Annotated in this window: 16 protein-coding genes; 5 read left to right on the top strand and 11 right to left on the bottom strand. The window is 60.9% G+C overall.

What is annotated here, in order from left to right; all coding sequences use genetic code 11:
• Window positions 1-125: 125 nt before the first annotated feature.
• Both OP494_RS16180 and OP494_RS16175 read left to right on the top strand, forming a co-directional pair.
• Entirely contained in the window at window positions 126-1,514 is a 1,389-nt protein-coding gene (locus OP494_RS16180) for a PAAR domain-containing protein (RefSeq protein WP_280542413.1), read from the top strand.
• A complete protein-coding gene (locus OP494_RS16175; protein ID WP_280542412.1) occupies window positions 1,511-1,903 on the top strand; it encodes a hypothetical protein in 393 nt (130 codons plus the stop codon). The genes OP494_RS16180 and OP494_RS16175 overlap by 4 nt, the downstream gene beginning before the upstream one ends.
• Window positions 1,904-2,036: 133 nt before the next feature.
• Here the strand turns inward: OP494_RS16175 and OP494_RS16170 are convergent, their stop codons facing one another.
• The 11 genes from OP494_RS16170 to OP494_RS16120 all read right to left on the bottom strand — a co-directional run bounded on the left by OP494_RS16170 (window position 2,037) and on the right by OP494_RS16120 (window position 10,944).
• Window positions 2,037-3,041, bottom strand: a complete 1,005-nt coding sequence (locus tag OP494_RS16170) for a virulence protein RhuM/Fic/DOC family protein (RefSeq protein ID WP_280542410.1) — start codon at window positions 3,039-3,041, stop codon at window positions 2,037-2,039.
• Window positions 3,042-3,123: 82 nt separating this feature from the next.
• Complete coding sequence (locus OP494_RS16165) at window positions 3,124-3,600, bottom strand: NYN domain-containing protein (RefSeq protein ID WP_280542408.1); 477 nt, start codon at window positions 3,598-3,600, stop codon at window positions 3,124-3,126.
• Window positions 3,601-3,783: 183 nt separating this feature from the next.
• Window positions 3,784-4,230, bottom strand: coding sequence for a ribose 5-phosphate isomerase B (rpiB, locus tag OP494_RS16160; RefSeq protein WP_280542407.1), 447 nt, complete (start codon window positions 4,228-4,230; stop codon window positions 3,784-3,786).
• Window positions 4,231-4,251: 21 nt separating this feature from the next.
• On the bottom strand, window positions 4,252-5,526 hold the full coding sequence (locus OP494_RS16155) for a TRAP transporter large permease (protein ID WP_280542402.1): 1,275 nt from the start codon (window positions 5,524-5,526) through the stop codon (window positions 4,252-4,254).
• Between the two features lie 9 nt (window positions 5,527-5,535).
• Window positions 5,536-6,003, bottom strand: a complete 468-nt coding sequence (locus tag OP494_RS16150) for a TRAP transporter small permease (RefSeq protein WP_247619461.1) — start codon at window positions 6,001-6,003, stop codon at window positions 5,536-5,538.
• 65 nt (window positions 6,004-6,068) lie between these two features.
• On the bottom strand, window positions 6,069-7,055 hold the full coding sequence (locus tag OP494_RS16145) for a TRAP transporter substrate-binding protein (protein ID WP_280542399.1): 987 nt from the start codon (window positions 7,053-7,055) through the stop codon (window positions 6,069-6,071).
• 7 nt (window positions 7,056-7,062) lie between these two features.
• Window positions 7,063-7,833: a FadR/GntR family transcriptional regulator gene (locus OP494_RS16140; protein ID WP_247619459.1), complete on the bottom strand. Its 771-nt coding sequence runs from the start codon at window positions 7,831-7,833 to the stop codon at window positions 7,063-7,065.
• Window positions 7,834-8,289: 456 nt separating this feature from the next.
• Window positions 8,290-8,616, bottom strand: a complete 327-nt coding sequence (locus OP494_RS16135; protein ID WP_280542385.1) for a DUF202 domain-containing protein — start codon at window positions 8,614-8,616, stop codon at window positions 8,290-8,292.
• A 39-nt stretch (window positions 8,617-8,655) separates the two neighbouring features.
• Window positions 8,656-9,021, bottom strand: a complete 366-nt coding sequence (locus OP494_RS16130) for a DUF202 domain-containing protein (protein ID WP_280542381.1) — start codon at window positions 9,019-9,021, stop codon at window positions 8,656-8,658.
• A 52-nt stretch (window positions 9,022-9,073) separates the two neighbouring features.
• Entirely contained in the window at window positions 9,074-10,207 is a 1,134-nt protein-coding gene (locus OP494_RS16125; protein ID WP_280542379.1) for a mandelate racemase/muconate lactonizing enzyme family protein, read from the bottom strand.
• Window positions 10,204-10,944: a GntR family transcriptional regulator gene (locus OP494_RS16120; RefSeq protein WP_280542376.1), complete on the bottom strand. Its 741-nt coding sequence runs from the start codon at window positions 10,942-10,944 to the stop codon at window positions 10,204-10,206. Before OP494_RS16120 ends, OP494_RS16125 begins: the two co-directional genes overlap by 4 nt.
• A 306-nt stretch (window positions 10,945-11,250) precedes the next feature.
• Here OP494_RS16120 and OP494_RS16115 point away from each other — a divergent pair, with 306 nt between their 5' ends.
• The 3 genes from OP494_RS16115 (at window position 11,251) to OP494_RS16105 (ending at window position 15,430) form a co-directional block, all read left to right on the top strand.
• Window positions 11,251-12,876, top strand: coding sequence for a GMC family oxidoreductase N-terminal domain-containing protein (locus OP494_RS16115; protein WP_280542374.1), 1,626 nt, complete (start codon window positions 11,251-11,253; stop codon window positions 12,874-12,876).
• The gene (locus OP494_RS16110) at window positions 12,873-14,297 is read left to right on the top strand and encodes an aldehyde dehydrogenase family protein (RefSeq protein ID WP_280542372.1); all 1,425 of its coding nucleotides are present in this window, start codon (window positions 12,873-12,875) and stop codon (window positions 14,295-14,297) included. Before OP494_RS16115 ends, OP494_RS16110 begins: the two co-directional genes overlap by 4 nt.
• Window positions 14,298-14,368: 71 nt before the next feature.
• Window positions 14,369-15,430 carry a TRAP transporter substrate-binding protein gene (locus OP494_RS16105; protein WP_280542364.1) on the top strand — a complete coding sequence of 354 codons (1,062 nt, stop codon included), beginning with the start codon at window positions 14,369-14,371 and terminating at the stop codon, window positions 15,428-15,430.
• Window positions 15,431-15,446 lie beyond the last annotated feature (16 nt).

The raw sequence follows: 15,446 nt of genomic DNA, 5'->3' as shown, positions 1-15,446 counted from the left end.
AGACCAGCACCACCACATCCGCCTGTGCCGCGTACTCGAATACATAAACTATTCATTACATACTTATACTTGATCTCCTCAAGTTGACCCTCGACCATATCTACCAATATTGAAGCGGAGTCCGCATGTTCAAACCCGGCGACGGTATGATTCGGGTGGGTGATCCGACGAGCCATGGCGGCAAGGTCATCACTGGGCAGCAGAATTACATCGTTGATGGAGTCGCCGTGGCCTGTGTTGGCGACAAGGTGACGTGCCCACAGGACGGCCATAACGGCGTGACGACTATCGTCGAGGGACATCCAACGATCCGAATCAACGGAAAACCCGTCGCGTTTCACGGCTGCCGAACGGCCTGTGGCGCTCGCCTGATGTCGATGGCGCAGGGCTATCACATGCTGGGTAGTGCAGACCCTGCCCCGGCGCCGAAGGCAACGCCGGCCACGCATCGCGATCCAGCAGCCGCTGCTGCCGCCAGGCATCGTGACGAAGAAAAAGATGGTCTCGAGCCTGGGTTCCATATCGTGCGCGAGGCGGGCTATCGTGACCAAATCAAGCAGCAGTTGCTGCCCTCCCCGTCACCTGACGTAGATGCGATGTTCTACCGGCTGAACAGCCACTTGCCCGATTACGTCCTGCCAGGATCAATGGTTGTGCTGAGCGATCCCGACAATCAGATGTGCATGGCCGAAGAACAGCAACTGCAGGACCAGGCGCGGATGATCCAGACCTCAGTCCAGCAGTTAAAACCTTCTCAAGCCGACATCATGATGACGAACTGGGAGGCGATGCTCGAGCTATCCGAGTCACTGAGTGATGCCTCGACCGAGATGGGCGTCACTGCAACAGCGCTGGAACCGCTCAAGGCACAAGCGGCTGACGCCGTCGACGACCTGGCCAACGTCTGGGATCAAGGACAGGAATACGTGAAGGCGAATGGCGAGAAGCTGCTGTCGAAGATACAGGGGGAGTCGCAATCCTTCATGGCGGGCGCATTCGAGCTTTCGGAAACGGCACAGGCTCTCAAGCTCAAGCTGGGTGTAAAAACCAACAAGCTCGTTCATCGAGCATCGCAGGCGTTCGAGGGTTTCCCAACATTCAATGTGCCAACCGTCATGGATGGCATCAGAAAAGCCAGCTCCATCGCCAAAACGCTCGACGCGGCAACGTATCTCGGCATCGCGCTGGATGTGACCGCCACGCAACTCAAGGTCAAATCTTCCTGCACGGCCTATTCAACGACCAAACAGTGCCGAAAGGCGCAGATCGTTGGTTATTCAGCGCTGACTGGTCGGACCTTTGCGTCCGCCGTCGGTGGTGCCGGCGGAAGAACTGCGAGTGGCATAGTTTGCCTTGGCATCGGCAACCCCGCCGGAGCCCTTACTTGCAGCATTGTTTTGATGGGAACAGGTGGGTATGTCGGTAACGAGTTTGGTGATGCTGTGGGAACGGGCTTCGGCCAAGCCATTTACGAAGTGGTTTACGACGGTGGCAACGACGAGGCAGATCAATGAACGGTTCGATACCCTGGATCATTTTTGTCTTCGGCAACGGCGCAGTGCTCGCCATCGGCTTCTTTCTTGTCATTGCTGGCTTGATCTTAGCACCATTCGTTATCGATAGAGCCGATCAGGCGTTGAGCGTGTTATTACCAAAAGGTGAGAGTCTATTCAAAGGGTTGCCTGTATCCTACTACCGACTTGGCACCTATGGTCGAATCATCGCACTTCGCAATACTCGTTGGTATCGGCGCAACGTGTTCGAGGGGCGTGAGGATCGAGTCCAGGCTATCATCGATGCACCCAGATGGCTTATGCGTCTCTGTGTATGGGTATTCGCTGTCTACCAGCCTTTGGGCGTGCTTTGGCTAATTTGGGGCGGACTCATCATGCTGATGCGATAGTCATCACTTAATCATGGCGATCCCCCTAAGGCTCTCATTTGCAGAATTTCCTTCTGAGTAATTTTCGGTGGCGATGAATACGAGAGAATCTCAGTGAACGGTTCGATACCTCGGATCGTTTTCGTTCCTGAATTCAAGCGGACGTTGCCTCACCGGCGAGCATGTTCATGATCAGCCGGATCATCGTCTCCTTGTTGGCGGGATCGGACTCCGCGACCAGCAGCGTCAGCGCGGCCAAACCGACATCGTTGATCACAGGCTCTCCCGTCGATGACAGCAGGCGATCATTACGGTGCAGGAAGTCGACGAACAGGAAGGCCGCACTGCGCTTGTTGCCATCAGCGAACGGATGGTTCTTGATCACAAAATAGAGCAGATGCGCAGCTTTCGACTCGATACTCGGATAGGCCGGCTCACCGAAGACGGACTGGTCGAGATTACCCAGCAGTGAGGCCAATCCATCGCTTCGATCCCGCGCAAACAGGTCGGTCGCCTCTCCCCGTTCTATCAATTCGGCTTTCAACTCGCCCAGCGCCGCTCTCGCGATGTCCAACGTAGGGAGTTGCCCGCCCGCCTGCACGTCGGGATCGCTCAATAGCCCTTCGTCATAGCGTTGCAGCAGCAGAAACGTCTGCGCATAACGCGCGACGATATCCACCAACCCACGACTGCCCGACACATCCAGCGACGGGCTGTGCGCCGCCTTGCGCACCAGCGCCATCGCCGCTTCCAACTCCTGGGCATTGGCCTCGAAGCGCTGTTGATGCAGCGTCCAGCCCTGGATGAGATGCTCCCGCAAGACGCGCGTTGCCCACTGGCGGAAGCGGACCGCACGCCGGGAGTTGACGCGGTAACCGACGGAGATGATGGCATCGAGGCTGTAGTGCAGCCTCGCACGCTCGACCTTTCTGCCCCCTTCAATTTGAACTTGTAAGAATTCCTTACAAGTTCCCTCCTCCATCAACTCTTCCTCGACGTAAATATTTTTCAAGTGGATCGTGATGTTCTGCGGCTTGACGTCGAACAGCTCAGCCATCTGCCGCTGCGTCAGCCAGACGGTCTCGAGCCCTTCGTCCAGACACACGTCGACCGCCTTGTCGGCATCCTCGTAGATCAGGATCTGTAGTTGTTCGCTCATGTCGGTCTTGTTCGAGTGAGTTCAAGATTAACCGACCATAGCACGCCCTCTCCGACGAATCCGGCAACTCAGCATCAGCGCCTCACCCCAGCAGCAGCTCGCCCTCGATGGGTATGAACTGGCTCGCGGCGTTTATAAGAGAATTGGCGGTGAGTTTGGGCACGCCGTAGACCTCGACGCGCTTGCCATGCACCTCGCGGATCTTCTCCGCCAGCAGGTCGAAGTCGCCATCGCCGGAGACCAGCACCACCACATCCGCCTGTACCGCATACTCGATGGCATCGAGCGTGATGCCCACGTCCCAATCGCCCTTGGCGGAGCCATCCGCGCGCTGGATGAACGGCTTGAGCCTGACCTCGAAGCCGATCGAGCGGAGAATATTCTGGAACTCGCGCTGCTTCGCGTCGCCCTTGTCGGTGGCATAGCAGCGCGCGGCCAGTACCTCCCGGTTCGCCGTCGCCCTCGCCCAGAACCGACGGTAATCGAAGTGTTTGCCGTAGGCTTCGCGCACGGTGTAGTAGACGTTCTGGGTATCCACGAAGATGGCGACGCTTGTCATGGCAAGGAGATCCCCGGCAGGCAGTGAGGCGCCAGCCCCGGAAGGCGAGCGTTGGCTTGACTGCATGATACGCGATAACCGACGCGTTCGGCTTCAGGGGAGGGGCTGGAGGGTTGGTTGAATTTCATGGCCGCCAGCGTCTGACCGGCGCTCGGCGGCCTGGATATCCTATCGATTGCGGTTCTAGCCTTCGTTTTCCATGGCATGCAGCTTTTCCACGCGCCGGCGGAATTCTTCGCTGGTGGAAAACTCGGCTTCGAGATAGGCCTTGATAAGGTCGTTGGCCAGCCAGGGGCCGACGATCTGTGCACCGATGCACATCACGTTGACGTCATCGTGCTCGACGCACTGGTGCGCCGAGTGGATGTCATGGCACACCGCAGCGCGAATGCCGCGAATCTTGTTGGCGGCAATGGAGGCGCCCACGCCGGTACCGCAGACCATCAAGCCCCGGGCCGCCTCGCCACTCGTCACCTTGCCGGCCATCTGCTTCGCAATATCGGGGAAATCCACCGGGGTGTCATCGTGTGACCCCACGTCGACCACCTCATGGCCGAGCGATTCCACGTATTCCACCACCGAGGCCTTGAGCCTGTAGCCCGCATGATCCGAGCCTATGACGATCTTCATATATCTACTCCAGGTTTTTGTTTAGCGAAGCATGCCGGGCAACCAGAGCACCAGGTCCGAGGCAAACGTGATAATGGCCAGCGTCGTCAGCAGCGGCACATAGAAGGGAATCAACGCCCACAGCAGTTGGCGTAGCGATATTCTGGCAATCGACGAAATCAGGTACAACGACAGCCCCATGGGCGGCGTCAGCAGGCCGATCATCAGATTGAAGATCGCCACGATGCCCAGGTGCACGGGGTCGACACCGGCCAGCACCATGGGCGGTGCAATCACCGGCACCACCAGCAGCGTGGCAGTGGTGGAATCGAGGAACATGCCCACCGCAAAGAAGATCAGGTTGGCGATCAGCAGCAGTACCAGCGGATCCTTCGAGACCTGCAGAATCCAGCCGGCGAATTCCTGGGGAATCTGCTCGACGGCCAGAATCCACCCAAACAACGAGGCGGCGGCGACGATGATCAAGATGGCGCTGGTACTGCGAAGCGTGACCATCATGGCATTCCACAAGTGCGCCCAGGTCAGTTCCCGGTACACCATCCCGCTGACCAACAGCACATAACCGGCCGTGACCGCCGCCGCTTCGGTCGGGGTGAACAGACCGCTCATCATCCCCGCGATCATCAGGACCGGCGCCAGCAACGCCGGTAGCGCCGGCAGCAGTGCCGACAAGACCTCCCCCAGGGTGGGCCGGCGTGCCGCACGGGGCATGTTGCCACGCAGCGCCAGCACGGCTGCCGTCGCCATCAGCAACGCGATGCAGATCAGTGCCGGCACGATGCCTGCAATCAACAACTGCACGATGGAGACACTGGTCACCGAGCCATAGACGATCAGGGGAATGCTCGGCGGAAAGATCGGCCCCACGACCGCCGACGAGGCCGTGACGGCAGCAGAAAAAGGCGCCGCGAAGCCGCGCTTGCGCATGGCCTCGATTTCGATCTTGCCCAGCCCGCCGACATCGGCCAACGCCGCGCCGGACATCCCCGAAAAGATCAGGCTGGAAAAGATATTGACCTGTGCCAGCCCGCCCGGCACCCGGCCCACTAGCGTATCAGCGAAACGAAAGATGCGCTCGGTCACGCCCGCCAGATTCATGATGTTGCCCACAAATATGAAGATCGGCACGGCCACCAGGGGAAAACTGTCGAGTGCATAGGTGATGCGTTGGGCCAGTAGACCGCTGGGAAAGCCCTCGATCAGCACATAGCCAATGGAGGGAATCAGAATGGAATAAACGACCGGGAACCCCAGAATGAACAGGGCCAGGAAGCCGATGATCAAGGCAATGCCCATGATTACCCCTTATTGGTTGGGTCCGACGTCAGCGGCGGGTGGCTTGTTGCCATGGACGATATGCAACAGGCATGCGGCACTGAACCCGAGCAATGTCGATCCCAAAAACAGCCAGAACGGAATCTTGAGGGTCGGCGTGGTATTGCCGAGGTTCGCTTGCATAGTGATGACCGTGGCATAGGCGATAAAGGCGCTGGCCGCGATCGTGCACAATAGAATCACCACCTTCACGGGCCCGCGCAGCCATGTCGGCAACGACTCTCGAAGCTCGGCCATGACGATGTTCTCGCCGTTGTCGACCACCAACGGATAAGCCATGAAGACCAGACAGACCAGCAAGAAGCGGGTGAACTCCTCCGCCCCGACCATCGGGCTGGTGAAGACTTGCCGCAGGATGACTTGCGCCAGCGGGACCAGCACGATCCCCGCCAGCAACAAGGCGCACAACCCTTCAAGCAGCCTCCTGACTAGATGCATGCCGACACTCCTTTACTGACGAACCATTCGCCAAGGAGCCCCATTCCGGGGCTCCTGGCGCTAACTCACTCGACCTTCGAGATCATGTCGATGTAGGGTTTGAAGTTCGGAAAGTCCTGGTCGACCTGGGCCCGCACCTGCTCGCGGAAGGCTTCCACGTCCAGCCCGTCGTCCTCGTCCAGCACCGTCATGCCCTTGTCCGTCAATGTCTGCACCAGCTCGTCTTCCGAGCTTTCTGCCCACTGCAGCGACTGTTCTGCCTTCTCGTCGAGCACCTTCTTGATGGCGCTGCGATCCGACTCATCCAGCGACTGCCATGCCTTCTCGTTCACGAATACCGCCAGCACGGAATCCATGTGACCGGTGAGCGAGACATGCGACTGGACTTCGTACAGCTGGTTGGCGTTGATCATGGTCAGCGGGTTTTCCTGGCCGACCACCAGCCCGGTCATCAGTGCCGTGGGAAGCTCCGAGACCGCGACGGGTGTCGGCGTGGCGCCAAAGCCCTTGACCATGGAAACCCAGAGATCCAGCGGCACGGCCCGGAAAGGCTTGTTGTCGAGATCTTCCGGCGACTTGACCGCGAAGTTGGAAGAGATATGACGCTTGCCCCGGTAGATCCTGCCAATGATGCGAACACCACCCTCTTCGATCAGCTGCTGATTGATCTTCTGCACTGCCGGCGACTCCGGCGCTGTCGCGTGCAAAGCATGCTCGGCATCGCGATAGACGTAGGGGGCATTGAAAACAGCCGCCTCCGGCACGATCCGAGCCAGCGAGGCAAAGTCATGATGGCCCATGCCGATGGACCCCATGCGTACCCCATCCACCATTTCGGCCACGCCACCTAGCTGGCTGGCGGGAAAGACCTGAACCGAGATGTTGCCCTCGGTAGCTTCGTTGATCTCTTTGGCGGCTTCGGCCGCGTAACGGGTTTGAAGGTCGCCTTCCGCCCCTACGTGGGCGTAGCGCAGGGTTTCAGCGGATGCCGTGGTGCTCAGGCCCAGCGCCAATGCCGCCGTGGCCACTCCCATGCCGATTCTCGTGAACATGCGTGCCTCACTTATATTTGTCGGTTGAGTACGTGCTGGCGCTGCCCTTGGTATGGGCAGCAATAATGCTTCGCCGGCGCAGTTCGTCGCCTATCGCGAAGTGTTCGCGGAGCCTCTGGTGGGCCAGGTCGCCATCGCCCTCGACGATTGCCAAGAACACCTGGCGGTGGGAATCGATATGGCTCTCGATGATCTCGGGTGCGTTCGCGGTCGTTCTTCGCCGCTCGACGTGACTTTTCAGCAGCATGTTGGAGATGGCGTGATAGAGGGTGATCAACGTCTGGCTGTGACTCGCCTCCACGATGGCGATGTGGAACTCATAATCCGAGCGACCGCCCAGCTCCGGATCATCCACGGTCTCCGTCAACTGCGTGAAGCACGTCTCGATGCGGGAGATGTCGGCATCCGTAGCTCTCTCACAGGCGAGGCGGATGGCCTGACACTCGATGGCGATACGGGCCTGCATGACGTCATCGAGCGCGCTCTGCTCCTGGGCCAGATAAAAGGTGAAGAAATCCGACAGCATCCCGAAGTTGGCGCGGGCGATGAAAGCCCCCTTGCCATGGCGGATGTCGAGTACGCCCAGCATGTTGAGCGACCGCATGACCTCGCGCAGCAACGGCCGCCCCACTCCCAGAGTCAGCGACAGTTCACGTTCGCTGGGCAGGCGATCCCCGGGGCTCAGCGCCCCCGAAAGGACCTGATCGCGGAAATAGCCGAATACCTTCTCGGCTCCGCGCAGTTCCTCACCCTTCCCTCGGGCCGTCTCCTCAGCCATGCATCCTCCTCTGGTCTTACCTCTTGGCACCAATGACACGCCTACGTTGCTCAAACTGAAGCATCAGCGAAGCTTCAAAACTCGATATTGGCAGGGAAGCGCCATCAATCCCTCTTGCAAGAAAGCCTATGGCGGTTCTGCGTGGTCAACAATTAAACTTTCGTATCCAACAACTGGTCTTACCAGTTCCTGGATACTTCCTGCCACTTGGACGCCGCAGTGGGCTAGATTCTGGTGCCGGCACGGCACACACGGCGGTTATCCCAACGAAGGGAGAGTTCATGGGTATGACGGGCCGGATTGAACGCTAGATTTCTATCGACTCGGCAGGGGGCTACTTCGAACGGTTATCGCAGGCTGGCGGGCAAATAGTGGAACTTGTAATGCCCGAAGAAGTTGACGACCGAGCCGGGGACGGAGCGTGCAGGGTGTAGAAGACATCCTTGTCTGTCTTGCTTAAAACCCACCCAGTATCACCATCAGGCAGGTCATGGATATCACTTGCATGGCCGCTGTCAACGCCAATATCGAGCCCAGGGCCGGCACCGCATGCTCCCGGTTGAGGTAACCGCATTGCAGACGATAGCGGCGTTGCAACGACATACCGATCAGGCAAGCGCACGACACCATCAACAGCCAGAGTCCGCAAGTCATCAGAGAATGGTATGGCAACCAGCGCACGAGCAGGGCACTCGCCACCACCAAGGACACAAGAGTTCGGCGCCAGGCGAGCCAATTTCGTTCAGGCTGTAGTCCGGGGTCCAAATGCAGCAATTGAGCCATTGTCGTCTCTATTCCCGCCGCTGTTCAGGAAGGCGATATTCATGAAGCCAACAGTATCGCGAACATTATCGTCACCGCGGCCACCATCAGCGAGAGCATGGGGATCTGCAACGGCGGTGGAATCGGGCGAGCAAGCCGCATGGCCTGCTCAACCCTCAGCCAGCGAAAGAAGGCGCTGATGCTTATAACCATGGCCAGCGTAGTCAGCAGAACCGCCAAACCTAGGCGAGCGAAATCGGAAAACAGCTCACTGGAGAAGGCTTCTATGGCAATACCGCCGGCTAGTAACGCCAGCGCGGTACGGATCCAAGCCAGAAAAGTACGCTCGTTGGCAAGTGTAAAGCGGGGGTCCGGCGGCGCCCCCGTGTGCAGACGGAACCATCGAAATCGGCGATGCGGATCCAAAGGTACATCCCCCTTGTTCAACAACCAGGCACTCGCGATAGGCACTCAACTGTCAACGTTCGCCGATCAGATAGGACTCCAGCCGTTCAAGCCCGTCCAACTCGCCGATACCCGGCGCTTCACCCAAGACGGCAACTCCATTTTCTACCCGATTGAGCGGCCCGGCCAGTTCGCCGCGCAACGGATTGGGATTGGAATCCACCTCCAAGGCGCCCTCGCCGCCCACCGCCGCGAGCAAATGCCCCGAGGCCAGCAGACCAATGCCGCCACCTAGATAGTGCGGGAAGTAGCACAGGTCGGCGTTATTGATTGCCCGCCCCAGGGGCAAGCCACAGCTGATACCACCCCACTTGGCCGTGTCCGGCTGGATGATGGAGAGCGCGCCGCTGTCGATGCCTTCCCGGAAACGCGCCTCACCCATCAGGTTCTCGCCAGCGGCCACCGGAATCGAGGTCATCGCCGCCAGGGCCCGCCACTCCGACCAGGGCGCCGTGCACAGCAACGGCTCCTCGATCCATTTCAGGTCTAGGTCCTCCAGGCCCGGCAGCTGCTCGCGGGCCTGATCCAGGGTCCAGCCCTGATTCACGTCCACCATCAGGCCCGCGTCCGCGCCCAACGTATCGCGTAGGGCCGCCAAGTTGGCCCGGTCGCGCTCCATCCCGAAACCGATCTTGAGCTTGAAGCGGGTATAGCCAAGGTCCGCCATGGCTCGGCCCAAGCGCTCCGGCCCGGTGGGGTTCAGCCCGCTGGCGTACACGCCGATGCAGTCCGAGGTGCCCCCCAGATAACGCCACAGCGGCTGGCCCTCGCGGCGCGCACACAGATCCCACAGCGCCATGTCGATGCCTGCCAAGCACTGGGCGAACGGTCCCGGCTCCGCGGACTGCAGCGCCAATACACGGGTGCCGGCCTGCAGGGCGTCGAAGGCCTGCCGAGGGGTGTCGTAAACCGCCCCCTTCATCAATGGCCGAAACACACTGTCCACCAGCCGCGCGCGGTGCTCGGCGCCCACCATGGGAAAATTGCACCAGATTTCGCCCCAGCCTTGGTGACCATCCTCGTCGGTCACACGCACCACGACCATGGGTCGGTCCGACATCGTTCCGAAAGAGGTTTCCACCGGAGTTTCCAGGGGACAACGGTAAACGAAGGCCTTGATATCGCGGACAGCGACCGGTTTTTTCATGCTTTCAGGTCCATTTCCAGATGTATGTAGTCGCCGCGATACACCGCCTCGGCGACATAGATAATGGTGTTGTCCGGATCCACCAGCACCCGGCGCACATTGGCGATGGGATCGCCCAGCGGCATGTCCAGCAGGCGCGACACTTCCAGATCCGCCTTGGAGATGGTGATGCTCTGCTTGGCCTGGGCCACGGTGACGTCCAGGGACATGAGCACCGGCAGGATGATCTCGTCGCGAAACCGCTGCTCCGCCTTCTCGAACACGCCCTGCTCCAGATAGATAGAGATCACGCAGTACTTAACGCCATCGCGGGCATGCACCCTGCGCAAATGGTGGTAGGTCTCCGCCGGCACGCCATCACTCTCGGTTAGGCGCGGCGGCGTGCTGGAATCGGAGATATTGGTGACCACCGGCGTATCGCCGCGGTAGGCCTCCACCAGGGCGTCCAGCGTGGTCTCCATCTTCACCGGATGCCGCTCGCCGGCACTCTTGATCACCAAGGTACCCACTCCTCGCTGCATCTTGACTAGGCCGGAGCGGGCCAGCAACTGCAGTGCCTGACGCACCGTGACGCGGGATACCGAGAACTCCTTCATCAGAACATCGATGGGCGGCAGCATAGTGCCCTCCGACCAAACCCCGCGATCGATCCGATAGCGGAAGATATCCGCCAGTTGCAAGTAGAGCGGAATGGGGCTCGCGTTGAGCAACCCGTTTTCGTCGTTGTGGTCAGCCATTCGATCCTTTCCCGGTGACCGCCGCCTGGGCGGGTGCGTAAACACAGAACTTAGCGGCGAAGCAATCCGCAATCACTGAATGACTCCGAAGCCCGTTCTCACCGCTGCCTAGACGGGCAACAGCTCTTTTATGGTAATGGCAAAAACCGCTTTTGGAATGCCGTTACCGCGCAATGCCCTTGGAAGAACCATCTCCGAGAAACGCTTGACAGAAACTCTAGCATGTGGAAACGTTCTAATCAACTAAAGTCCTAACATTAGGACTTAAGGACATCTAGAGACGAAAATCACACCGAGGAGTAAACGGTGCCCGACAATCAATACGACTACATCGTGATAGGTGCCGGCTCGGCCGGGTGTATCGTCGCCAACCGACTTTCTGCCGACGGGCGCAACCGGGTGTTGCTGCTGGAGGCAGGGGGCTGGGATCGCAACTTCTGGCTGCATTTCCCGGTGGGCTACTACCGCTCGATCTACGACACCGGTGTGGCGCGCCTTTTCGATACCCGCCCCTCCGAGGGAACCGGCGGGCGCAATATCGTCTGGCCCCGGGGCAAGGTGATCGGCGGCTCCAGTTCTATCAACGGCCTGATCTTCATTCGCGGTCAGCGCGAGGACTTCGACGGTTGGTCCGAGCAAGGCGCCACCGGCTGGTCTTACGACGAGGTGCTGCCCTATTTCCGCAAGCTGGAGCGCTACACCGGCGCCGGCGATGACGCCTACCGCGGCGACAGCGGCGAGATGCACGTCTCCGACATGCGCACCGACAACCCGGCTTGCCGCGCCTGGCTGCAAGCCGCTGAAGCCTGGGGACTGCCCTACAACCCGGACATGAACGGCGGCGACACCAGGGGCGTGGGCCCCTACCAGCTCAGCCTGAAAGGCCGTTGGCGCTGCAGTTCCTCCAAGGCGTTCCTGACCCCGGTGAAGGACCGCACCAACCTGACCATCATCACTGAGGCGCCCACCAACCGGGTGCTGTTCGAAGGCAAGCGCGCCATTGGCGTGGAATGGCGCCAGGGCGAGCGGACCCACCAGGCCCGCGCCGCCAAGGAAGTGGTGCTCTGCGCCGGCGCCTTGCAGACACCGCAGCTTCTGCAGCTGTCCGGCGTGGGCCCCGGCGAACTGCTGCGCGAGCACGACATCGAGCCGGTCCATGAGTCTCCGGAGGTGGGCGCCAACCTGCAGGATCACTACCAGGTACGCATCATCTACCGGCTCAAGGAAAAGCTGTCGCTGAACAGCGATGTACGCAATCCCTTCAAGCTGGCCAGCATGGGCCTGGAATGGCTGCTGCGCGCCTCCGGCACCCTCACCGTGGGCGCCGGTCAGGTGGGCGGCAGCGCCCGCACCCGTTACGCCGAAGGCGACCGGCCGGACGTGCAGTTCAACGTCATGCCGCTGTCCGTGGACAAGCCCGGCACGCCCCTGCACGACTACCCCGGTTTCACCGCCTCGGTGTGGCAGTGCCATCCGCGCTCGCGGGGCACGGTGCGCATCGCCTCCGCCGACCCGGCGGCGGCGCCGGTGATCGACCCCAACTACTTCGCCGACCCGTTCGACCGCAAGGTGATCGTGGAAGGCGTGAAGATACTGCGCGAGATCGCCGCCCAACCGCCGTTCCGCGACCTCTGGGATCTGGAGGTGGAACCCGGCGCCGAGGTGGCCGACGACGACGCCCTCTGGGAAGCGGTACGCCATAAGGGCGGCACCGTCTTCCATTGCGTGGGCACCTGCCGCATGGGCAGCGACGACCGCGCCGTGGTCGACCCGCAACTGCGCGTGCGTGGCGTAGATGGCCTGCGCGTGGTGGATGCCTCGGTGATGCCGATGGTGACCTCCGCCAACACCAACGCGTCCTCGCTGATGATCGGCGAGAAAGGCGCGGCTCTGATCCTCGACAACCCACCTCTTCGGGAGCAAGCACGATGAAATACGATTACCGGAACCATAACGGCGGCGGCAACGTCTTCGAGACCCGCAACCCGGCGCGTCCCACCGAAATCGTCGGCGCCTACGCCGAAACCCGCGACGCCGCCAACGTGGACGCGGTGCTGGCACGGGCCACCGATGCGCAAGGGGAATGGGCGGCCGTGCCGCCGGTAGCACGTGGCGACCGCCTCACAGCCTTCCTTAATGACGTGAGCGCCGATGTGGATCGCATCGCCGAAGCGATCACCCTGGAACAGGGCAAACCCCTGGTGGAAGCCCGCAACGAAACCCTCAAGGGCTGTGCGGAAGGCAAATTCATGGCCGGTGAGGCGGCCCGCCAGCAACTGCAAACCACCGCCGCCGCCCGGCCCCGGGTGCGCAACCTGATCCTGCGCCGCCCGCGCGGCACCCTACTGGCGATCTGTCCGTGGAACTTTCCGGCCATGACGCCGCTGCGCAAGCTGTGCCCGGCGATCGCCTTCGGCAACGCTCTGGTGATCAAGCCATCCCAGTTCACCCCGGCGGCGGCGTTCATTCTCGCGGAGATCGCCGAGCGGCACTTCCCCGCCGGCCTGGTGCAGGTGATGCCCTGCGGCGGCGCCTTCACAAGCGAGCTCACCGCCGCCGGCCGCTTCGACGGCGTCAGCTTCACCGGCTCCGTGGCAGTGGGCCGCAAGGTGGCTCAGGCAGCGGCGACCAGTCTGATCCCCACTCAACTGGAGCTGGGCGGCAAGAACGGCGTGATCATCAACGACAGCCAAGATCTGGATAGCTGTCTGGACCAGGTGTTCGGCGCCGCCTTTCAGACCGGCGGCCAGCGCTGCACCAGTCTCAGTCGGGTAATCGTGCACCGTGACTTCCAGGAATCGGTGGTCCAAGGCCTGGCCGCCCGCGCCCGGGCACTGACGCTAGGCGACGGCCTCGACCCGTCCACCACCTTGGGGCCGCTGTGCAACGGCGCCCATTTCGAGAGCGTCAAGACCGCTACCGCCCGGGCCGTGGACGAAGGCGCCACCCTGATTACCGGCGGCGACAGTGCCACCGTAGCCGGCTGCGAGAGCGGTTACTTCTATCGACCCACCGTGCTCGACAATGCCGGGGTATCTCGGACTGCCAGCCAGGAGGAAATCTTCGGTCCGGTGTTGTCGGTACTGCCCTATGACGATTTCGGCGAAGCGCTATCGCTACTGAACGAAACCGAATACGGCTTAACGTCGAGCCTATTCTCTGACTCTCATGCCCTTATCCAGCGTTTTCTGGATGAGAGCCAAAACGGCATGCTGCATGTGAACAATGGCACGGTACCCGACGTGAACATGCCTTTCGGCGGGATGAAGCACTCCGGCCTGGGGGCCTACTCCGTGGGCGCTTCCGCCTCGGCCTTCTATACCGTCGAGCAATCCGCCTACCTGGCCTGGTAACGCCTGTTTCATCGCAAAACGCGACCCACCGGCGACGGCGGCCGCGTTCCATAGCCATAAAAAGCTGAGACATGATCATGAAAACAATCGCCAAGCTGACGGCACTAGCCGCCCTGATCATCGCCACCGGGACCCACGCTGCCACCCCCAATCCGTTCGACTGGCAATCGGTCCCTAAGAAAGACGACCAGGTCACCATGCGTCTGGCCCACTCCCTGAACATGGAGTGGAGTTCGCAAACCGTGGCGCTCAAGCGCTTCGCGGAACTGGTGGCAATATATACTGACAACCGTGTTCGTCCAGTTATCTTCCCCGGCTCGCAACTGGGCGGCGAAAAGGAGATGTTGCAGCAGGCCCGCCAGGGCGTGATTCAGGTGACGATCCCCGCTACCAACAACATGGCCCAGGTGGCGCCCAGCATGAACGTGCTGCTGCTCCCCTACCTGACGCAGAGCACCGAGGAATCCAACTACTTGCTGGATCATATCACTCCGACCCTCCAGTCCCGGGTGATAGAGGAAGCGGGGGTGCGCATCGTTGGCTGGGAAAACACCGGCTGGCGGCACTTCTTCTACAACGCCCCCGAGCCGATCCAGACGCCGGAGGACCTGGCGTCGCTGAAAATGCGCGTGCCGCCCAACGCCATCATGCTCGGGACCTACAAGTCCTGGAACGCCTCGCCAGCGCCGATCGCCTGGAACGAGCTATATAGCGCCCTGCAGCAGGGCGTGGTCGAAGGCGGGGACAGCCCGGTCAGCGACATCATCGGCATGAAGTTCGACGAGGTGATCGAACGCATCAGCCGGCTGCATTACACCATCCTGACCCACCCCATCGTGGTATCCGAACGCTGGTACCAGAGCCTGGAACCGGATCTTCAGGAGGCGGTGCTACGCGCCGGGCGCGAGACCACCGAGTATGTGCGCTGGTGGCAACCACTGGACGAGGCCCGCTGGTGGAAACAGGCCGAGGAAGCCGGCGTCGAGATCACCGAGATCGAGGATGAAACGCCCTGGTTGGAAAAGGCCCGCGCCGCCTGGCCCGACTACTACCACCTGATCGGTGAGGATGGCGAGGAGCTCACAGAAAAAGCCCTGGAAATCCTCGAATCCTACAAAGCAAGCAAACAATAAAACAATCACGCCAGCT

This window comes from Chromohalobacter sp. 11-W (assembly GCF_029889905.1).
Taxonomy (GTDB): Bacteria; Pseudomonadota; Gammaproteobacteria; order Pseudomonadales; family Halomonadaceae; genus Chromohalobacter.
The sequence above is the reverse complement of the archived record's forward strand: the minus strand, read 5'-3'. Positions and strand labels throughout refer to the sequence as shown.